At 61.1% G+C, this 19,590-nt stretch carries 16 protein-coding genes; 5 read left to right on the forward strand and 11 right to left on the reverse strand.

From position 1 onward, the window contains the following. Positions 1 to 208: 208 nt before the first annotated feature. On the reverse strand, positions 209 to 1,798 hold the full coding sequence (locus BLO80_RS01835) for an ABC-F family ATPase (protein ID WP_003181279.1): 1,590 nt from the start codon (positions 1,796 to 1,798) through the stop codon (positions 209 to 211). 405 nt (positions 1,799 to 2,203) lie between these two features. Between BLO80_RS01835 and lpxO the strand changes: the two genes are divergently transcribed. After that, complete coding sequence (gene lpxO, locus BLO80_RS01840; RefSeq protein ID WP_092326379.1) at positions 2,204 to 3,103, forward strand: lipid A hydroxylase LpxO; 900 nt, start codon at positions 2,204 to 2,206, stop codon at positions 3,101 to 3,103. Positions 3,104 to 3,117: 14 nt separating this feature from the next. On the opposite strand, the gene ligD is transcribed toward lpxO, so the two are convergent. Further along, on the reverse strand, positions 3,118 to 5,106 hold the full coding sequence (gene ligD / locus BLO80_RS01845) for a DNA ligase D (RefSeq protein WP_092326380.1): 1,989 nt from the start codon (positions 5,104 to 5,106) through the stop codon (positions 3,118 to 3,120). Positions 5,107 to 5,139: 33 nt separating this feature from the next. After that, positions 5,140 to 6,030 carry a non-homologous end joining protein Ku gene (locus BLO80_RS01850; protein WP_092326382.1) on the reverse strand — a complete coding sequence of 297 codons (891 nt, stop codon included), beginning with the start codon at positions 6,028 to 6,030 and terminating at the stop codon, positions 5,140 to 5,142. A gap of 199 nt (positions 6,031 to 6,229) precedes the next feature. Between BLO80_RS01850 and BLO80_RS01855 the strand changes: the two genes are divergently transcribed. The 4 genes from BLO80_RS01855 to BLO80_RS01870 all read left to right on the forward strand — a co-directional run bounded on the left by BLO80_RS01855 (position 6,230) and on the right by BLO80_RS01870 (position 9,785). Beyond that, on the forward strand, positions 6,230 to 6,571 hold the full coding sequence (locus BLO80_RS01855) for a hypothetical protein (RefSeq protein WP_092326383.1): 342 nt from the start codon (positions 6,230 to 6,232) through the stop codon (positions 6,569 to 6,571). Between the two features lie 47 nt (positions 6,572 to 6,618). Further along, on the forward strand, positions 6,619 to 7,767 hold the full coding sequence (locus tag BLO80_RS01860) for a PQQ-dependent sugar dehydrogenase (protein WP_092326385.1): 1,149 nt from the start codon (positions 6,619 to 6,621) through the stop codon (positions 7,765 to 7,767). Between the two features lie 345 nt (positions 7,768 to 8,112). Continuing rightward, positions 8,113 to 9,120 carry a threonine ammonia-lyase, biosynthetic gene (ilvA, locus tag BLO80_RS01865; protein ID WP_092326386.1) on the forward strand — a complete coding sequence of 336 codons (1,008 nt, stop codon included), beginning with the start codon at positions 8,113 to 8,115 and terminating at the stop codon, positions 9,118 to 9,120. A gap of 383 nt (positions 9,121 to 9,503) precedes the next feature. Beyond that, on the forward strand, positions 9,504 to 9,785 hold the full coding sequence (locus tag BLO80_RS01870; protein ID WP_060742536.1) for a DUF1652 domain-containing protein: 282 nt from the start codon (positions 9,504 to 9,506) through the stop codon (positions 9,783 to 9,785). An 84-nt stretch (positions 9,786 to 9,869) separates the two neighbouring features. Here BLO80_RS01870 and BLO80_RS01875 read toward each other — a convergent pair whose 3' ends face one another. From BLO80_RS01875 to BLO80_RS01910, 8 genes are all read right to left on the reverse strand, one after another. Continuing rightward, positions 9,870 to 10,808 (reverse strand): carbohydrate kinase family protein, encoded by a 939-nt coding sequence (locus tag BLO80_RS01875; RefSeq protein ID WP_092326388.1) that lies wholly within the window; start codon positions 10,806 to 10,808, stop codon positions 9,870 to 9,872. A gap of 12 nt (positions 10,809 to 10,820) precedes the next feature. Next, complete coding sequence (gene xylB / locus BLO80_RS01880) at positions 10,821 to 12,308, reverse strand: xylulokinase (protein ID WP_092326389.1); 1,488 nt, start codon at positions 12,306 to 12,308, stop codon at positions 10,821 to 10,823. A gap of 104 nt (positions 12,309 to 12,412) precedes the next feature. Next, complete coding sequence (locus BLO80_RS01885; RefSeq protein ID WP_092326391.1) at positions 12,413 to 13,894, reverse strand: mannitol dehydrogenase family protein; 1,482 nt, start codon at positions 13,892 to 13,894, stop codon at positions 12,413 to 12,415. Between the two features lie 15 nt (positions 13,895 to 13,909). Beyond that, the gene (locus BLO80_RS01890; protein WP_092326393.1) at positions 13,910 to 15,013 is read right to left on the reverse strand and encodes an ABC transporter ATP-binding protein; all 1,104 of its coding nucleotides are present in this window, start codon (positions 15,011 to 15,013) and stop codon (positions 13,910 to 13,912) included. A gap of 39 nt (positions 15,014 to 15,052) precedes the next feature. Further along, complete coding sequence (locus BLO80_RS01895) at positions 15,053 to 15,883, reverse strand: carbohydrate ABC transporter permease (protein ID WP_092257533.1); 831 nt, start codon at positions 15,881 to 15,883, stop codon at positions 15,053 to 15,055. Positions 15,884 to 15,893: 10 nt separating this feature from the next. After that, the gene (locus BLO80_RS01900; RefSeq protein WP_092257530.1) at positions 15,894 to 16,829 is read right to left on the reverse strand and encodes a carbohydrate ABC transporter permease; all 936 of its coding nucleotides are present in this window, start codon (positions 16,827 to 16,829) and stop codon (positions 15,894 to 15,896) included. Between the two features lie 150 nt (positions 16,830 to 16,979). After that, positions 16,980 to 18,290: an ABC transporter substrate-binding protein gene (locus tag BLO80_RS01905; protein WP_092200812.1), complete on the reverse strand. Its 1,311-nt coding sequence runs from the start codon at positions 18,288 to 18,290 to the stop codon at positions 16,980 to 16,982. A gap of 345 nt (positions 18,291 to 18,635) precedes the next feature. Next, the gene (locus tag BLO80_RS01910) at positions 18,636 to 19,541 is read right to left on the reverse strand and encodes an AraC family transcriptional regulator (protein ID WP_060742529.1); all 906 of its coding nucleotides are present in this window, start codon (positions 19,539 to 19,541) and stop codon (positions 18,636 to 18,638) included. Positions 19,542 to 19,590: the final 49 nt, after the last annotated feature.

The following is a 19,590-nucleotide window of genomic DNA, read 5'->3' on the forward strand; positions in this document are numbered from 1 at the left end:
AACATAAATGGAGGGGCGCCACAGATCCAATGTGGGAGCGAGCTTGCTCGCGATGGCGGAGGGTCAGGTAATACGATGCGACTGTCAGGGCCTCATCGCGAGCAAGCTCGCTCCCACAGGTTTTTACCCCACTGAAATACAAAAAAGCCCTGTCACAGTGGACAGGGCTTTTTACTTGTCGCTTGAAGCTTGCAGCTCGGAGCTGGCCTTAGAACACCACACCCTGGCTGCGCAGGTAGTCGTCATAGGTGCCGCTGAAGTCGACCACGCCATCGGCGCTCAGTTCGATGATGCGGGTGGCCAGGGACGATACGAACTCTCGGTCATGGCTGACGAAGATCAAGGTGCCCGGGTAGTTTTCCAGCGCCAGGTTCAGCGCTTCGATGGATTCCATGTCCAAGTGGTTGGTCGGTTCGTCCATGACCAGCACGTTTGGCTTCTGCAGGATCAACTTGCCGAACAGCATGCGGCCTTGTTCACCACCGGAAATGACCTTGACCGACTTGAGGATCTCGTCGTTGGAAAACAGCATGCGGCCCAAGGTGCCACGCACCAGCTGTTCGCCACCCTGGGTCCACTGGCCCATCCAGTCGAACAGGTTGACGTCGTCTTCGAAGTCATGGGCGTGGTCCTGGGCGTAGTAACCCAGTTCCGCGGCGTCGGTCCACTTCACGGTACCGGCATCCGGTTCCAGTTCATTGACCAGGGTGCGCAGCAAGGTGGTCTTGCCGATACCGTTCGGGCCAATGATCGCTACGCGCTCACCGGCTTCGACGGTGAAGCTGAAGTCCTTGAACAGCGGCTTGCCGTCGAAGCCCTTGGCCATGCGTTCGACAATGACCGCCTGGCGGTGCAGCTTCTTGGTCTGCTCGAAACGGATGAACGGGCTGACGCGGCTCGATGGCTTGACCTCGGCCAGCTGGATCTTGTCGATCTGCTTGGCGCGGGAGGTGGCCTGCTTGGCTTTCGAGGCGTTGGCCGAGAAGCGGCTGACGAACGACTGCAATTCGGAAATCTGTGCTTTTTTCTTGGCGTTGTCCGACAGCAACTGCTCGCGGGACTGGGTCGCCACGGTCATGTACTCGTCATAGTTGCCCGGGAACAGGCGCAGTTCGCCGTAGTCCAGGTCCGCCATGTGGGTGCAGACACTGTTCAGGAAGTGACGGTCGTGGGAGATGATGATCATCAGGCTCGAACGCTGGGTCAGCACGTTTTCCAGCCAGCGGATGGTGTTGATGTCCAGGTGGTTGGTCGGCTCGTCGAGCAGCAGCACTTCCGGGTCGGAGAACAGCGCCTGGGCCAGCAGCACACGCAGTTTCCAGCCTGGCGACACTTCGCTCATCGGGCCGAAATGCTGCTCGATGCCAATCCCCAGGCCCAACAGCAGTTCACCGGCGCGGGATTCGGCGGTGTAGCCGTCCATCTCGGCAAATTCGGTTTCCAGCTCGGCCACGGCCATGCCGTCTTCTTCGGTCATTTCCGGCAGCGAATAGATGCGGTCGCGCTCGGCCTTGACCTTCCACAGCTCCTCGTGACCCATGATCACGGTGTCGATCACGGTGAATTCTTCGTAGGCGAACTGATCCTGGCGAAGTTTACCCAGGCGCACGTTCGGTTCGAGCATGACTTGGCCGCCGGACGGCTCGAGGTCGCCACCGAGGATTTTCATGAAGGTCGACTTGCCGCAACCGTTGGCACCGATCAGGCCGTAGCGGTTACCCGCGCCGAACTTGACAGAGACGTTTTCGAACAGTGGCTTGGCGCCGAACTGCATCGTGATGTTAGCTGTAGAGATCAAAGGTTTATCCTGCGGAACATTCAGAGTAGCTAAGGGTGCGGCAGTACCTGTTCAGTACCTGTTTGCGCACGTTCCGACCGCGCAAAGGCGTCGAGGTCGCAAGCGCAAGGGTCCATCCGGCATAAGAGGACAGCAGCATACGGAGCGCCTGGCCCGGGTAGACGTACGCCGAAGCCGTGGTTTGCGGTATCGGCCAAAGGGGGCGCGTGATAATTGGCGGCGATTGTACTGATCTGGCCGCATAAACGATAGGGTATTGCCCGGGCAAGACAGTTTTTCACAACTTCGGGATAACTTTTGCTTACAAACTGTGGCTAAAATGCCATCTCACCCGATGCCATCTCCCTTGCCGCTTGGCTGGCCTGGAGACGCAGCCTGTTCACTCCTGCATTGTGACGGACTTTCGTGAAGCTCATCATTGTCGCGATTTACCTCCTCTCCATTGGCTACGTTCACCTGCGCGGACGCGTGCGGCATAAGATCGGGCGCCAGTTGAGCGATCATTCGTCTTTTCTGGCGCCGATCAATTGCCTGTTTTACCTGTGCTCGAAACTGCCAAACAAGCCTTTCCTGAGCCCGGCGCAGTTTCCCGACCTGAGCCCGTTGCAGGCCCATTGGGAGGAGATCCGGGCCGAAGGCCAGGGCCTGCTGCGCGCCGGGGAGATCAAGCGTTCCAATCAGTATGACGACGTGGGCTTCAATTCATTCTTCAAGACCGGCTGGAAGCGTTTCTACCTGAAGTGGTACGGCGACAGCCATCCCTCGGCCATGAAGCTGTGCCCGCGCACCACTGAACTGGTGCAAAGCATCGGCTCGATCAAGGCGGCGATGTTTGCCGAGTTGCCGCCGGGGTCGAGGCTGGTCCGCCACCGCGACCCTTACGCCGGGTCCTATCGGTATCATCTGGGCCTGGAAACGCCCAACGATGCCGGCTGCTACATCAATGTCGATGGCGAGCCTTATCATTGGCGTGATGGCGAAGCGGTGGTTTTCGACGAAACGTTCATCCATTATGCCGAGAACACCACGGCCCATAACCGCATCATCCTGTTCTGCGACGTGGAACGGCCGATGAGGTTTCGCTGGGCCACCGCCTTCAACCGCTGGTTCAGCCGTACCGTGATGGCGGCCGCCGGTGCGCCCAACGACGCGGGCGACAAGACGGGCGGCCTGAACCGGGCGTTCTCCAGGCTCTACAAGATCCGGTTGCAAGGCAAGGCCCTGAAGAAGCGCAACCGCACGCTGTATTACCTGCAGAAGTGGGCTTTTTTCGGTGGCTTACTAGCGATCTTCCTCTGGATTTGAACGCTGGATTGTCCTCATGCCTCGGGTTTTTGCGCATCCAGTTGCTCCCACATCCTGGCGGTAATCCGCTGGCGGTGGTTGTAGCCCTCCCAAGGATCGGCGCCCAGGCTTCTGGCCCGTTCCAGCGCGGTATACATGTCCCATTGCTGGGCGTTGCGCAGGGTCGACAGCTCGGCCCGGGCAATCGGCACCGAGACCGGCAGGCCTGGCCTGGCACGTACCGAATAGGCGGCTACTGTACTGGCTCCACGGGCGTTGCGCAGGTAGTCGACGAATATTTTCCCGACGCGGTTCTTCGGTCCCATGGTGGCGGTGATGCGCTCGGGCATCTGTCGGGTCAGGAACTGAGAGATGGCTTTGGCGAACGCTTTGGTGGTGTCCCAGCCTTCATTTCTCGCCAATGGCACGATCACATGCATGCCTTTGCCACCGCTGGTCTTGAGGAAGGCCTGCAAGCCCAGCTCGTCGAGCACCGCCAAGGTCATGCGGGTCGCCTCGATCATGGCGCTCCAAGGCAGTGACGGGTCCGGGTCCAAGTCCAGGACAAACAGGTCAGGCGTCTCGATCCGATCGTGGGTCGCGGCCCAGGTGTGCAATTCCACCGTGCCCATCTGCGCCGCGCCGACCAGCGCGTGGATATCATCGATCTCCATCAGAGCGGCATGGCCCGGGTCCAGTTGCGGATCCAGCTGCTTGATGTGGGGAATCTCCAGGCGATCGGCATGTTTTTGAAAGAACAGTTCTTCGCCGACACCGTCCGGTGCCCGCAGCAGCGCGACCGGGCGCAACTTGAGGTGCGGCAGGATCCAAGGGGCGATGTCCAGGTAATACTGCGCCAGCTCGGCCTTTTGCACGCCGCTGACACTGTCGATGACCCGCTCGGGGTGGGTGATCGTCACCCCGTCGACTTTGGCGGTGCTGGCTTTTTTGCGACGCTGGGGTTTTGGCGTGGAGGGCTTTATCGGCAGGGGCTGCTCCCGAACCACTGTGCTGGCGAGCGTATGGGGCGGCAAGCCCAGGAAAATGGCCTGCCGCACCTGGTTATCGCGGGTCCACTCGGTGAATTCCACTTCACAGGTCAGGGTCGGCTCGACCCATTGCACGCCGCGTCCCTGCGTACCGTTGAGCGGCTCAGCCAGTGGCGAGGTCTCGCGTTGCTGGGTACACAGTTGCTCATGCAATTGCTTGATCTGTACCTGACTGAACCCTGTGCCGACCCGGCCGGCATACACCAGCCCCGTTGCTCCGTTGACGGCCAGCAGCAGCGCGCCGAAACCGTTGCGCTTGCCTTGGGGGCGGGTGAAGCCGACGATGACGAAGGCCTGACGCAACCGGCACTTGAGTTTTACCCAGTCGGCGCTTCGGCGGGACATATAAGGGCTGCCCAGGCGCTTGCCGACCACGCTATCCAGTGAGAGCGCGATGGCGCTTTCGAACATGTCGTGCTGGCTGGCGGAAAACGACTCGGAAAAGCGCAGGCGCTTGCTGGCGTTGTTGCCGAGGGCTTTTTTCAGCGCCGCACGGCGTTCTTCCACGGGCGCCTGGCGCAGGTCGACGCCATTGAGAAAGGGCGCATCGAACAGGAAATACACCATGTCAACGGTGCGGCTGATTTCGAAGGCCTCGCGCAGGGCGGCGAAATCGGAATGGCCGGTTTCATCGAGCAGGACCAGTTCGCCGTCCAGCCAACTGTCCCCCAGGTCCAACCCGGCCAGGGCGTCGGCATGCAGCTTCAGCCGATCGGTCCAGTCCTGGTGATTGCGGTTGTATAACCGCACTTCGCCGTGTTCGATGCGGGTCAGCAGGCGATAACCGTGGAACTGGACTTCGTAGCGCCATTCACCGATGGGCGGCTCTTCCACGGGCGTGGCCAGCTGCGGCGACAGGCGCTCGGGCAGGCGGGTGCCCGGGGCTGGCTTGCCCCTTTGGCCAGGGTTGCGGGGCGTCGTTGCGTCCGACTCGGCATTGGACAAACGAGCAGATTCACTCTCGGCGTTGGCCATGACAGATTCCCTTGTATTGCACACGCCAGGGTTTTAGCCCCGGGAGGCCTTGGTGGCTTTTTTGGCAGGAGCGGATTTACCGGTTTTCGCAGGTTTTGCCGGGGGCTTGCCGGCGGATTTGTCGGCGGCCTTGCCCTTGCCGCCCAGGCTGCGCTTGAGCAACTCGGTCAGGTCGATGACATCGGCGGTCTTGCGTTGTTCTTCGCCCGGATCGGTCTCCACGGCTTCGAGGCGGCCTTCGTTGGCCTTTTTCTCTACCAGTTCCATGATCTTGTCTGCAAAACTGTCCCGGTATTCTTGCGGCTCCCAGTCGGCGCTCATGTCTTCCACAAGACGCTTGGCCATTTCCAGCTCGCCCTTGACCAGGGTCGGTTTCGTGACCTCGTCGCCCAATTCCAGGATATCCAGCTCGCGCACCTCCGCGGGCCAGCGCAGCAGCACCAGCACCAGGGCCGACTCAAGGGGCATGAGGGCGGCCAGGTGCTGGCGGGTATGCAGCACGACGTGGGCCAGGGCCACCTTGTTGGTCTTGACCAGGGTTTCGCGCAGCAGGGCGTAGACTTTGCCGCCGCGCTTGTCGGGGGCGAGAAAGTAGGGCGTGTCGATGTTTTGCAGGGGGATCTTCTCGCTGTCGACAAAGGAAAAGATATCGATGGTCTGGGTGGACTTGGGGTGGGCGGAGCGGATTTCCTCTTCGCTAAGCAGCACGTACTGGCCTTTCTGGTACTGGACGCCCTTGACGATGTCTTCCTTGGTCACTTCCTTGCCCGTGGTCTTGTTGATCCGCTTGTAGCCCACCGGGTCCATGCTGCGTTTGTCCAGCCAGTCGAAATCCACACCCTGGGAAGAGGTGGCCGACACCAGCGCGACGGGGATGTGGACCAGCCCGAAACTGATTGCGCCTTTCCAGATTGCCCGAGCCATGGTGGTGTTTTCCTTGCCGGTGGATGTCTCTCTGGTGACCTTCGCGCCTCGGGAAAAGTTTCCACTGTGGAGCGAGCAAGCTTGCTCCCAGCTGTGTTCGGAGACGCTTCGTTACATCTTCACTGGGATATTTCGCTTAACAAGGGCGAACCTGCGGCGTAGCGTGCTTTCGATATGCCTGAACCCAAGAGGTGTCCCAATGAACAGGCTGATGCTCGTCATCATGACGCTATTACTGACTGCCGCTGCCCAGGCCGCCACGCCCAGCGCAGGCCCGACGGTCCTGCCCCAAAACCTGCCGGGCAACGACAATCCCTATAACAGCCCGACGCGCCGGGCCAATCCCAACAGCATGCAGGGCACCCGGCCCAACGTGCCGACGATTCATAACAACCCGACAGTGCCGGTACCACGGCCACCGACCCTGGAAAATGGCGGCATCGGCAATGGCTACCCCCGTTCCGGCCAGCCGTCGGGTTCGCCGCGACCGACCATCGAGTCGCCTGCGCCATCGCGCAACAGCCAGAATGGCAACCGCTAGGCGCTGGCGCCCGTTGTTCTCTTTCAACACCGCAGAAGGAAATGTGCATGTTGCGTAAAACACTCCTGGCCGCGTTCTGCGCCAGCGCTGTCCTGACCCTCGCCACCCCGGCCAGTGCCGCGCCAACCCAGTCATTCAAGAGCGAGGAGGGCACGCTGGAAGTGACCACCGTGGTCAAGGGGCTGGAGCACCCTTGGTCCGTTGCGTTCCTGCCTGGCCAACAGGGCATGCTGGTGACGGAGCGAGGGGGCAACCTGCGGGTGGTCAGCCCCGACGGCCAATTGTCCGCCCCCTTGAGTGGCGTGCCCGAAGTGTGGGCCAAGGGGCAGGGCGGCCTGCTGGACGTGGTGCTGTCGCCGGACTTCAAGCAGGATCGCACCGTCTACCTGTCTTATGCCGAGGCGGGCGCAGACGGCAAGGCTGGCACCGCCGTGGGGCGGGGGCAACTGGCCGAAGACCTCAAGAGCCTGAAGAACTTCGACGTGGTCTTCCGCCAGCAACCCAAGCTGTCCACGGGCAACCACTTTGGCTCGCGACTGGTCTTCGACCGCGATGGTTATCTGTTCATTACCCTGGGGGAAAACAACGACCGGCCCACCGCCCAGGACCTGGACAAACTGCAAGGCAAGGTCGTGCGCATCTACCCCGATGGCAAGGTGCCCGACGACAACCCTTTCGTCGGCCAGAAAGGCGTGCGTCCCGAGATCTGGTCCTACGGCATGCGTAACCCCCAGGGCGCCGCCCTGAACCCTTGGAGTGGCACCCTCTGGGAGAACGAGCACGGGCCCCGGGGCGGCGATGAATTGAACATCATCGAGCGCGGCAAGAACTATGGCTGGCCACTGGCGACCCACGGCATCAACTACTCCGGTGCTCCGATTCCAGAGGCCCAGGGCAAGACCGTCGAAGGTGCCCTTGATCCTCACCACGTCTGGCAGGTCTCACCGGGGCTCAGCGGCATGGCGTTCTACGACCAGGGGCGCTTCAAGGCCTGGCAACACAGCGTGTTCATCGGTGCCTTGGTGTCGGGGGAGCTGATCCGCCTGCAATTGCAAGGCGACAAGGTCGTTCATGAAGAGCGCCTGTTGGGCGAGCTCAAGGCGCGAATCCGGGATGTCCGCCAGGGCCCGGATGGGTATCTCTATGTGTTGACGGATGAGGACGACGGAGCGTTGTACAAAGTCGGCCTCAAATAATTGGAAAAACTGTGGGAGCGAGCTTGCTCGCGATTGCTATGGATCAGCTGACATTAGATGCTGACTGATACTCCGCTATCGCGAGCAAGCTCGCTCCCACAGGTAATGATGCTGTTCACTTAAGGTCATTGCAGCGAATATCGGCTGGCACTTGATATTGCCCATTGACTTGCCACCAACGCACCGCTAATTTCCAGGCATGAACTCACCCGTATTGCGCAGCCAGCCAAGCATTATTACCGCCATTCCTTATTTGGCGGGCTAGCTGACGGCTGCACCGAACCCGCCCTCGAGGCGGGTTTTTTCTTTCTGTCTCCTGGGCTCCGAGCGAACCAGGAGATCGCCATGACCGCTGCCCACACCGAGCAAACCCTGCTCGAGCACTATGTAAAGAAAATCCTCGCCGCGCCGGTCTACGAATTGGCCGTGCGCACGCCACTGCAAGCGGCGCCCGCGCTGTCCGAGGCCCTGGGCAACCGGATCCTGCTCAAGCGCGAAGACTTGCAACCGACTTTTTCCTTCAAGATCCGTGGTGCCTACAACAAGCTCGTGCACCTGACCCCAGAGCAGCGGGCCCGGGGCGTCATCACCGCGTCAGCCGGCAATCACGCCCAGGGCGTTGCGCTGGCGGCACGGGAACTGGGTATTTCGGCCAGCATCGTCATGCCCGTGACCACCCCGCAACTGAAAGTGCTGGGCGTGCGCAACCGCGGCGCCGAGGCGCTGCTGTATGGCGACAGTTTTCCGTTCGCCTTGGCCCATGCGCTGGAATTGGCCGAGCAGACCGGGCGGGAGTTCGTCTCGCCATTCGACGACCCGGACGTGATTGCCGGGCAAGGCACCGTTGCCATGGAAATCCTGCGCCAGCACCCCGGCCGCCTGGACGCGATTTTCGTTCCGGTGGGAGGCGGGGGGTTGATCGCCGGGATCGCGGCCTACGTCAAGTACCTGCGCCCGGAAGTTCGCATCATTGGCGTCGAGTCGCAGCACTCTGCCTGTCTCCAGGCTGCGTTGATCGCCGGAGAGCGGGTGACCTTGCCCGAGGTGGGAACCTTCGCCGACGGCGTGGCCGTGGCGCAGATCGGCGCCCATGGCCTGGATATCTGCCGTTTCTGTGTCGATGAGGTGATGACCGTGACCAACGACCAACTGTGCGCCGCGATCAAGGACATCTATGACGACACCCGTTCGATCACCGAACCGTCAGGGGCCTTGGCGGTGGCGGGCATCAAGCAATACGTGGCGCACACGGGCGCGCGAGGCGAGACCTTGGTCGCGATCGATTCGGGTGCCAACATCAATTTCGACAGTTTGGGCCATGTGGCGGAGCGGGCGGCGGTGGCAGCTCTTTGAGTTTTTACGCTACGTCACACTTTTTTCATGCCAGGCGACGGATGCCCACTTTCTTCTTCGCAATAGGGACTAATCTAGGTTGCGAACAGGATAAAAGTGATTGCAGTTTGCATGGAAAAAACAACCTTTTCTTGCATATTGCACGAGCTCTCCGGCGCGGGACGAAGCTAAGCGCTTGATTCATATCAATCCGGAAGTTCGTCAATACAGGCATATTTTTTGCGGGATGGTTCAGGAGTTCGCTTGAGCGAACTCATTAACTGAAAACGCCAAGAAAAGAACGAACGGCACGGTATCCAGAGTCCCAGTCCGCAGGGAAGAAAACGGACGAAAGTACCGCCGTCGTGAACATAAATTGGCCGCCTCAACAGGAGAGAGTCGCCATGTTTTTATCTGCCCTCGAAATGCGAAACATCATTGAAAGCAGCTTGCTGCCCAAGCGCTCGCAATGCACGTTGTCACCTGAGCTGACGATGACGATCAAGATCTTCGATGACCACAGGACCGACCATGTGGCCTTGCTCAAAACGAACATCGATGCCAGGAAACTTACCGGGTGCCGAGCCATCAACGACCTGATTGCCGAGTTGCGTACGGAGCTTGACCACAACCCCGCCGCTGGCAATCACTTTCATCAGCAACACCATCGAATGACCGGGCGCTGATTACGGCCTTGTCATTTTCCTCTGACGCTCGGGTCCGGTGATGTCCGAACCCGGCGTCCAGCTTTTCAGTTGTAACGCGCAAAATCAGGCCAGTTGCTGTCGATAGGGCAGATCCGGCCCGGTTTTGCCGCACGTCAGTGCTGCGGCGCGAATGGCGAACTCAAGCATGGCATTGACCTGCTCGCGCGTCAGTGTCTGCAGGCCCTCGATCGAATCCAATTGTTGTTCAGTCAGCCACGCAATCAGCGCGGCCTGGAAGGTATCGCCCGCACCCACGGTGTCGGCGATGTTCACCGGGCACGCTGGCTGCGACCATGTGCCGTGCTGGCGACTGAAGACCGTAGCCCCCTGGCCGCCACGGGTCAGGAAGACCACTTGGCAACGGTGCTTCAGCCAACCTTCGATGACCGCCTGGGGCTCGATCCCTGGGTAGAGCAGGCCCAGGTCCTCGTCACTGACCTTGATCAGGTCGGCATATTGCACCAGTGTCGCGATCCGCGAACGCCATAGTTCGATATCCGGCTGCGGGTTAAGCCGCACGTTCGGGTCGAGACTGATCAGGCGCCGGCCGCTTTCCCGTTGCACCAGGGCCAGGAGCGTGTCGGCAACGGGCTGGACCACCAGCGAGAACGAGCCGATATGCAAACCACGCACTTCAGGGCCCAGCTCCGGTAGATGGGCCAGGCTCAGTTGCCGGTCGGCACACCCTTCGCCGCGAAAGCTGTAGTGGGGCGAACCATTGGCGCCTACAGCGACCATCGCCAGGGTGGTCGGCGCATCGAAGTCCAGCAGGTATCGAGGGCTGACCCCTTCGTTGAGCAGCACCTGCTGCAAGCGACGGCCCAGGTAGTCGGTGGACAAGCCGGTGAACAGCGCCGATTCGATACCCAGGCGGCGCAATCCCACCGCCACGTTGAATGGCGAGCCACCGGCAATCGCCTTGTAGTTCACCTGCGAGGCAGGGCCATCCGCCTCGGTTTCACTGAAGAAATCAAACAGCGCTTCACCACACACCAGATACATAGTTGCCCGCTCTCAAAGGGTTGCGACGTGTTGTCGATAACGTTCATAGGCCTGCTGGGACGCCGTGACATGTGCGGCGACTGGCCGGGTTTCGCTGGCCGGGTCGAGCTTGACGCAGCGCTCGCACAATTCGGCGAGGCTGTCTTGCGCGCCTGAATGGCACCATGCCGCCTGGATCGCCGCACCCAACGCAGCCGCTTCGCTTTGTTCGGTGCAAATGACCGTGGTGTCCATGATGTCGGCGACGATCTGCCGCCACACCGGGCTCTTCGAGCCGCCGCCGATCAGGCGAATGCTCTGGGCCTTGAGCCCGTTGGCCCGCAACAGGTCCAAGCCATAGCGCAAACCGAAGGTCGTGCCTTCGACCACGGCGCGACACAGGTTGGCCCGGGTCAGGTTGGTGGTGGTCAGGCCCAGCAGGCTAGCGGTGGCATGGGGCAGGGCAGGCACTCGCTCGCCATTGAGGAACGGCAGCATGCAGACCCCCTCGGCGCCAATCGGGGCCTGGACGACCAGGGCGTTGAAGGCGTCGATGTCCAGGTCCAGCAGCTCGCGAATCGCCCCGGTGGCGTTGGTCAGGTTCATGGTGCAAATCAATGGCAGCCAGCCACCGCTGGAGGAGCAGAACGTCGCCACTGACGGTTGCGGGCTGACCGCGGGTTCGGCGGAAAAGGCATAGACCGTGCCGGAGGAACCGAGACTCATGGTGATCACGCCGGGCTGGATGTTGCCGGTACCGATGGCGCCCATCATGTTGTCGCCGCCACCACTGGCCACCACCGCGTCGGGGTTGATGCCCAGGTGCGCGGCAATGGCCGGCAGGATGCGTCCGACGGGCTGATGGGCCTCGATCAGCTCCGGTAGCGCCGCTTGCAAGCGTGCGCTGGGATCGATGTGTTGCAATAGTTGCACGTCCCATTGGCGGGTGCGCACGTTGAAATAGCCGGTCCCCGAGGCATCGCCATATTCGCTGCAATGGCGGCCGGTGAGCCAGTAATTGAGGAAGTCGTGTGGCAGCAGGACGCTGGCGATGCGTTCGAATACCTGGGGATGCTGCTCCCGCGTCCAGAGCAGTTTGGAAACCGTGTAGCCCGGCGCGATCACCACGCCGAGGCGTTCGAGGCTGCCGTCTTCACCGCCCAGGTACGCCAGGAGGCGATCGTTTTCCGGCGTCGTCTCGGTGTCGCACCACAGCTTGGCCGGGCGCAAGACCTGGCCCTGGTCGTCCAGCAGCACCAAGCCGTGCTGCTGGCCGGACACGCCGATGCCGAGGATCGCCTGGCCACCGACCCCGGCGGCGGCCAAGGCCTGATGAGTCGCCTGGGTGAATGCATCGAGCCATTGCTGGGTGTCTTGTTCACGACGACCGTTGGCCCCGCTGATCATGCTGTGGGCGGCGGCGCCCTGGCCGAGTACCTGGCCGCTGATCGCATCCAGGATCAGCGCCTTGGTGCCTTGGGTGCCACAGTCGATGCCCAGGAACAGTTGTTGGTTTGCCATAGAAATCCTTGGTCGTCAGATCAATATTCGCAGGAATAGCCGCTCGCTCAGCAAACATACACCCGTGGCGAGGGAGCAAGCTCCCTCGCCACAAAAGCGGACCGTTAGTCTGCGTCAGCCAATACCCGCTCAAGTGTTCGTGTTACCCCGTGCTCGCGCAAGCTGTTGCAGCACCATTCGAATGCTGCCACGAACTCCGGCGAGCGGGGGATCGCCGTGCCAAAGATTTCTTCGACTTCCAACATCCGCTGGGTCACCAGCGCATCGTCAGCCACCAATGCCTGGCAGAACGCTGCCCGTGGGTCCGGGATCGCATAGGTCACGCCGTTCTCGTCCACGCCCTTCAGATACACGGCCCAGGCTGCCACGACCAGTGCCGCACGGCGGGTTTCGCCGCCATCGGCAATCAAGCGGTTGAGGGTCGGGACGGTGAATTTTGGAAACTTCGACGAGCCGTCCGAACAGACCCGCTCCAACTGGTCGGCAATCGCCTGGTTGGAAAAGCGTTCCACCAGGGTGTTCTTGTAGTCGGTCAGGTCGATGCCCGGTACCGGTGCCAGTTGCGGTGTCACGTCCAGGTCCATGTAGGCGCGTATGTAACGCACGAACAGCGGGTCGTTCATGGTTTCGTGGACGAAGCGATAACCCTTGAGAAAGCCCAGGTAGGTCAACGCCAGGTGGCTGCCGTTGAGCAACTTGATTTTCATCTCTTCATAGGGAGAAACGTCATCGGTGAACTGCACGCCGACCTTTTCCCAGGCCGGGCGACCGTTGACGAACTTGTCTTCCAGCACCCATTGCACGAACGGTTCGCAGACCACCGGCCAAGCGTCGTCGATGCCGTGTTCGTCATGCAGTTGCAGGCGATGGGCCACGCTGGTCATGGGCGTGATGCGATCGACCATGGCGTTGGGGAAGCTGACGTTGCGGTCGATCCACTGCCCCAGTTCCGCGTCGCGCAACGCGGCGAAGGCCAGCAACGCCTTGCGGGTCACGGCGCCGTTGTGGGGCAGGTTATCGCAAGACATCAACGTGAACGCCGGGATACCGGCCGCGCGACGCTTGGCCAGGGCGGCGCAGAGGAAGCCGAAGACGGTTTTCGGTGCCTCGGGATGGGTCAGGTCGTGCTGGATCTGCGGCAGGTGAGCCATGAATTCGCCATTGCTGTCGTCGATGCAGTAGCCACCTTCGGTAATGGTCAGCGAAACGATGCGGATCTGCGGATCGGCCAGCTTGTCGATCAGCGCCTGGGCGCCGTCTTCGGCCAGCAACATGTCATTGATCGCGCCAATCACCCGCACTTCGGTGTCATCGGTGTCGCCCAGTTCGTACAGGGTGAACAGGTAATCCTGGCTGGCCAAGTCATCCCGGGCACGGCGATCCTCGGCCCGCAGGCCCACGCCGCAGATGGCCCAGTCCAGGTCGGCGCCGGTGTTCATCAGCGCATCGGTGTAGTAGGCCTGGTGAGCCCGGTGGAAACCGCCGACACCGATATGGGCGATGCCCTGGCGGATGTCGCCCAAGGGGTAGGCGGGCAGGGCTACGTCAGGGTTGAGGTTGTGCAGGTTTTGTCGGTTGAGTTTCATCGCAATTCTCGGCAATCAGGCGGCGGCGCGCAGCGCGCGGCTCACCGCCACGCCCTCGGCATCGAATAAGTGGCAGTGTTCGGCGTCCAGGTGCAGGTTCAGTTGTTCGCCGAAACGGCTCGCCAGGTCGCCGCGAACCCGCATGGTCAAGGCTTCGCCGGATGTCGTGACGACATGGCAGAAGGTGTCGCTGCCCAGCCGCTCGCTGACGTCGGCGGTGACTTGCAACGTGCAATCGCCCGGTTGCGCCAGGTTCAGGTGTTCCGGACGAATCCCCAGGGTCACCGCGCCGCCAACGCTCAGGCTGGCACCGCTCAAGGGCAGGCTGATACGGGTGCCGGCGTCCAGCAGCACCTCACAGCCCTGGCTGTCCAGGGCGGTGACCTTGCCTTTGAGGAAGCCCATTTTCGGTGTGCCGAGGAACCCGGCGACAAACAGGTTGGCCGGCTGGTGATACAGCTCCAGCGGCGAGCCGACCTGTTCGATGCGCCCGCCATTGAGCACCACCACCTTGTCGGCCAGGGTCATGGCTTCGACCTGGTCGTGAGTCACATAGATCATGGTCGCCTGCAGCTCCTTGTGCAGGCGTGCCAGTTCCAGGCGCATCTGCACCCGCAGGGCGGCGTCGAGGTTGGACAGCGGTTCGTCGAACAGGAAGATTTTCGGGTTGCGCACGATGGCCCGGCCGATCGCCACGCGCTGGCGCTGGCCGCCGGACAGTTGCTTGGGCTTGCGCTCGAGCATCGGCCCCAGCTCAAGGATGCGCGCCGCTTCATTGACCTTCTTCTCGACTTCGGCCTTGGGCACACCGGCCAGGTCGAGGGCGAAGGACATGTTCTTGCGCACGCTCATGTGCGGATACAAGGCGTAGGTCTGGAACACCATGGCCAGGTCGCGCTTGGCCGGGCTGACTTCGGTAATGTCCCGGCCATCGAGTTCGATGGTGCCGTCGCTGACCTCTTCCAGACCGGCGATCAGCCGCAGCAGCGTGGATTTGCCACAGCCCGACGGGCCGACGAAGACCACGAACTCGCGGTCGTTCACCTCGAGGTCGATGCCTTTGATGATGGAGAAGCCTTCGAAACCCTTTTGCAAATTCTTGATTTTCAGGTTGGCCATGATGATGGGCCTCCACTTCTGATAATGGTGTAGGGCGCGTTATTTCACCGCGCCGAAGGACAAACCGCGCACCAGCTGTTTCTGGCTGATCCAGCCAAAGATCAGGATCGGCGCGCAGGCCAGGGTCGAGACGGCCGACAATTTGGCCCAGAACAAACCTTCCGGGCTGGAGTAGGAAGCGATCAACGCCGTCAGGGGCGCGGCCTTGGAGGAGGTGAGGTTCAGCGACCAGAACGCCTCGTTCCAGCACAGGATCAGCGACAGCAGCACGGTGGACGCCAGGCCGCCCTTGGCAATCGGCAGCAGCACGCGGACCATTTCCTGCCAGAGCGTGGCGCCATCCAGGCGCGCGGCCTCGAGGATGTCGCGAGGAATGTCCTTGAAGTAGGTGTAAATCATCCAGACCACGATGGGCAGGTTGATCAGCGTGTAGATGATGATCAACGCGACACGCGTGTCCAGCAGGCCAAATTGCTTGGCCAGCAGGTAGATCGGCATCAGCACGCCCACCGGTGGCAGCATTTTGGTGGAGAGCATCCACAACAACGTGCCTTTGGTGCGCTGGGTTTCATAGAACGCCATGGAGTAGGCCGCCGGTACCGCAATCAGTAGGCACAGGGCGGTGGCGCTGAAGGAAATCACCACCGAGTTCCAGGCGAAGCTGAAGTAGTTGCTGCGCTCGTTGATGTGCAGGTAGTTCTCCAGGGTCGGCGTGAAGATGAACTGCGGCGGCGTGGCAAACGCGTCGATTTCGGTCTTGAAGCTGGTCAGCACCATCCAGAAGATCGGAAAGAAGATCAGGATCGCGATGGCCCAGGCCAGCGTGCCCAGCAGCAGGCTTTGCAGGCGACGGGATTGTTGAAGAGTCATGGCGACGGCCTCATTGCTTGTCGGTGAGGTTTTTGCCGATCATCCGGACGAGGATGATGGCGGCGATGTTGGCAATGACCACGGCAATCAGGCCACCGGCCGAAGCCATGCCGACGTCGAACTGCACCAGCGCCTGGTTGTAGATCAGGTAGGCAAGGTTGGTGGAGGCATAGCCGGGGCCACCGTTGGTGGTGGTGAAGATCTCGGCGAACACCGACAGCAGGAAGATGGTTTCGATCATCAGCACCACGGCAATCGGGCGGGCCAGGTGCGGCAGGGTCAGGTGCCAGAAGATCGCAATGGGGCCGGCACCGTCCAGACGAGCGGCTTCTTTCTGTTCCTGGTCCAGCGACTGCATGGCGGTCATCAGGATCAGAATCGCAAAGGGCAGCCATTGCCAGCTCACGATGATGATGATCGACAGCAACGGGTAATGGGCCAGCCAGTCCACCGGCTGGGCGCCGAACAGCTTCCACACCGAGGCGAGGATGCCCGAGACCGGGTGGAAGATCAGGTTCTTCCAGATCAGCGCACCGACGGTGGGCATGATGAAGAACGGCGAGATCAGCAGCACGCGGACGATGCCGCGACCGAAAAACTCACTGGCCTCCAGCAGTGCGCTGATCAATACCCCGAGGACGATACTGATAAACAGCACGCTGCCCACCAGCAACAAGGTATTGGTGGCGCCGGGCATGAAACCCGAGTCGGTCAGGAAATAGGTGAAGTTCTCCAGCCCGACGAATTCGTTTTCGCCGGGGTAGAGCAGGTTGTAGCGGATCATCGAGAAGTAGACGGTCATGCCCAGCGGCACGATCATCCACAGCAGCAACAAGGCCACCGAAGGGCTGACCAGGAACCAGCCGGGGTTGGCCAGGCGGATCTTGCGCGCCGGCGGCGGAGCAATCTCGATGGGGGCTTTGGCGGTTGTAGTTGAGCTATTCATGGCATTGAACCGATTTTGTGCAGGCCTACAAAAATTCCCTGTGGGAGCGGGCTTGCTCGCGAATAGGGCAGCACATCCAACATCAATGTGACTGACCGATCGCTTTCGCGAGCAAGCCCGCTCCCACAAAAGACAGAGCGGCGGCGCGGGTTACTTGGGATACCCAGCGCGCTTCATCTCGCGTTCGGTGGTGGACTGCGCGGCAGTCAACGCCTGGTCCACGGTCTGCTGGCCGGTCAGCGCGCCCGAAAAGAACTTGCCCACCTGGGTGCCGATGGCCTGGAATTCGGGAATGGTCACCAGCTGGATACCGATGTAGGGCACAGGTTTGAGGGTTGGCGCTTTCGGATCGGCGACTTTCAACGATTCCAGGGTCACCTTGGCAAACGGCGCGGCCTTCATGTACTCGTCGCTGTAGGTCGAGGTGCGGGTGCCTGGCGGTACGTTGGCAATGCCATCGGTCTTGGCGACCAATTGGCTGTACTCCTTGGACGTCGCCCACGTGGTAAAGACCGTGGCGGCTTCCTTGGCTTTGGAGCTGGTCGGGATGGCCAGCGACCAGGAGTACATCCACGAGGTGCCTTTGTCGGTTTTTTCGTGGGGGGCGAAGGTGAATCCAACGTGATCGGACACCTTGCTCTGGGTCTTGTCGGTGACGAACGAGCCGGCGACGCTGGCATCCACCCAGATCGCGCATTTGCCGCTGTTGAACAGCGCCAGGTTTTCATTGAAACCGTTGCTGGAGGCGCCCGGCGGGCCGGATTTCTTCATGTTGTCGACATAGAAGTTGAGTGCGTCTTTCCACTCGGGGCCATTGAATTGCGGCTGCCACTTCTCATCGAACCAGCGCGCGCCATAACCGTTGGCCAGGGTGGTGATGAGCGCCATGTTCTCGCCCCAACCGGCCTTGCCCCGCAGGCACAGGCCATATTGCTCCTTGGATTTGTCGGTGAGTTTTTCCGCGAACTCACCGATCTGGGTCCAGGTCGGGTGTTCGGGCATGGTCAGCCCGGCGTCCTTGAACAGGTCCGTGCGGTAATAGGTGATCGAGCTTTCGGCATAGAACGGCAGGGCGTACAGCGAGCCTTTGACCGACAAGCCATCGCGCACGGAAGGGAAGACGTCGTCCAGGTCGTAGGAGGCCGGCAAATCCTTCATCGGCTCCAGCCAGCCCTTGGCGCCCCAGAGTGCAGCTTCGTACATGCCAATGGTCAACACGTCGAACTGTCCGCCTTGGGTGGCGATGTCGGTGGTCAGGCGCTGACGCAGGACGTTTTCTTCGAGCACCACCCAGTTCAGCTTGATGTCCGGGTGCTCGGCCTCGAAGGTTTTCGAGAGCTTTTGCATGCGGATCATGTCGCTGTTGTTGACGGTGGCAATGGTGAGGGTCTGTGCGCCGAAGCTGACGCTACTGAGGGTCATGCAGGTGGAGACAAGCAGAGCTTTTACCGAAGGTTTCATCGCGCACTCCTTTTCCGCGCCCGAAAGCTGCGGAAGGACAGTTATTGTTTTTGTGTCTTCCGGATGAAGGGAAGAATGTGCACTGATTACAGCCTTCAATGGACGGTGTGACAAATCATTCGTCGCACTTGTACTGATACTTTTTTGCACTGGAGGGATTAATGCCTGCCACTTCAGGCCGAACACAGGACCCGTGGCGAGGGAGCTTGCTCCCGCTGGGGCGCGCAGCGGCCCTCAATAATTCCCCTGACAACTCGGTGCGAAAGGCTGATCTAGGGGGCTGCTTCGCAGCCCAGCGGGAGCAAGCTCCCTCGCCACAGGGGATCTCTGTCAGGGCGAAAAGTCTCAGCCCTGGTTCTGCTCGGTCAACCGCTGCACCGCCAGCCGCCGGTAGTGGGAAGGCGTCATGCCCTTGAGCTGCTGGAAACGCCGGTTGAAATTGGAGATGTTGTTGAAGCCGGACTCAAAACACACGTCCGTCACCGGTTTGTCGCCGTCGGCCAGCAATTCGCAGGATTTGCTGATGCGCAGGCGATTGACGAATTCGATGAAGCAGCGGCCAGTGGCCTGTTTGAACACCCGGCTGAAGTAGGTGGGTTTCATGCCCAGGTGTTCGGCGACTTCTTCCAGGGGCAGCTCCCGGGCGTAATGGGCAAAGATGTAGTCCACCGCGCGGTTGGTGCGGTCGATGCTGTGTTCGTCCGCCGTTTGCGGGGCGGTCGCGCCGGACAGCAGCTGGTAGTCATCCGTGGCGGCCAGCAGCTCCATCAGGATGAAAAAGTGTCCCAGGCGGCTCATGCCCTGGGAATCGGCGATGCGCTGCATCAGGCTCATGGCCTGGCGGATGGTGCGCTTGCAACGGAACTCGATGCCGTATTGGGCGCGTTCGAGCAGCGGTGCGACCGTCTTGAGTTCGGCGAATACCTGATGGCCGCTTTCGAACAACTCGTCGGTGAAGTTCACCAACATGTCGCGCTTGGGCACCACTTCGTCCTCGGCCACTTGGCTGATCCAGTTGTGGGGCAGGTTGGGCCCGGTGAGAAACAGCGACTGGGGGTAGAAGTTGCCGATGTAGTCGCCAATGAACACCTTGCCGGAACTGGCGACGATCAAGTGCAGCTCGTATTCCTTGTGGAAATGCCAGCGCACCAGCGGGCAGGGAAAGCCGTGTTGGCGGTAGATGATGGACAGCCCGTTATGGTCGTCCATCAACTCGTAGGAGGGGTCGGTGACTCTGGCTGTTCGGGTCATGGGCCTGGCGCTTTTATTGTTATCGCCACTGGATAATGCCCCCTTCGCC

The organism is Pseudomonas sp. NFACC56-3 (assembly GCF_900100025.1).
Lineage (GTDB): Bacteria > Pseudomonadota > Gammaproteobacteria > Pseudomonadales > Pseudomonadaceae > Aquipseudomonas > Aquipseudomonas fluorescens_AA.

What these genes read in the sequence shown, in the direction of transcription:
- BLO80_RS01855 (WP_092326383.1), top strand. Translation starts at nt 6,230, where the DNA reads ATGAACAGGCTGATGCTCGTCATCATGACGCTATTACTGACTGCCGCT.
- BLO80_RS01910 (WP_060742529.1), bottom strand. Translation starts at nt 19,541, where the DNA reads ATGACCCGAACAGCCAGAGTCACCGACCCCTCCTACGAGTTGATGGAC.
- BLO80_RS01850 (WP_092326382.1), bottom strand. Translation starts at nt 6,030, where the DNA reads ATGGCTCGGGCAATCTGGAAAGGCGCAATCAGTTTCGGGCTGGTCCAC.
- BLO80_RS01895 (WP_092257533.1), bottom strand. Translation starts at nt 15,883, where the DNA reads ATGACTCTTCAACAATCCCGTCGCCTGCAAAGCCTGCTGCTGGGCACG.
- BLO80_RS01905 (WP_092200812.1), bottom strand. Translation starts at nt 18,290, where the DNA reads ATGAAACCTTCGGTAAAAGCTCTGCTTGTCTCCACCTGCATGACCCTC.
- BLO80_RS01900 (WP_092257530.1), bottom strand. Translation starts at nt 16,829, where the DNA reads ATGAATAGCTCAACTACAACCGCCAAAGCCCCCATCGAGATTGCTCCG.
- ligD (WP_092326380.1), bottom strand. Translation starts at nt 5,106, where the DNA reads ATGGCCAACGCCGAGAGTGAATCTGCTCGTTTGTCCAATGCCGAGTCG.
- BLO80_RS01890 (WP_092326393.1), bottom strand. Translation starts at nt 15,013, where the DNA reads ATGGCCAACCTGAAAATCAAGAATTTGCAAAAGGGTTTCGAAGGCTTC.
- BLO80_RS01885 (WP_092326391.1), bottom strand. Translation starts at nt 13,894, where the DNA reads ATGAAACTCAACCGACAAAACCTGCACAACCTCAACCCTGACGTAGCC.
- BLO80_RS01860 (WP_092326385.1), top strand. Translation starts at nt 6,619, where the DNA reads ATGTTGCGTAAAACACTCCTGGCCGCGTTCTGCGCCAGCGCTGTCCTG.
- BLO80_RS01870 (WP_060742536.1), top strand. Translation starts at nt 9,504, where the DNA reads ATGTTTTTATCTGCCCTCGAAATGCGAAACATCATTGAAAGCAGCTTG.
- ilvA (WP_092326386.1), top strand. Translation starts at nt 8,113, where the DNA reads ATGACCGCTGCCCACACCGAGCAAACCCTGCTCGAGCACTATGTAAAG.
- BLO80_RS01875 (WP_092326388.1), bottom strand. Translation starts at nt 10,808, where the DNA reads ATGTATCTGGTGTGTGGTGAAGCGCTGTTTGATTTCTTCAGTGAAACC.
- xylB (WP_092326389.1), bottom strand. Translation starts at nt 12,308, where the DNA reads ATGGCAAACCAACAACTGTTCCTGGGCATCGACTGTGGCACCCAAGGC.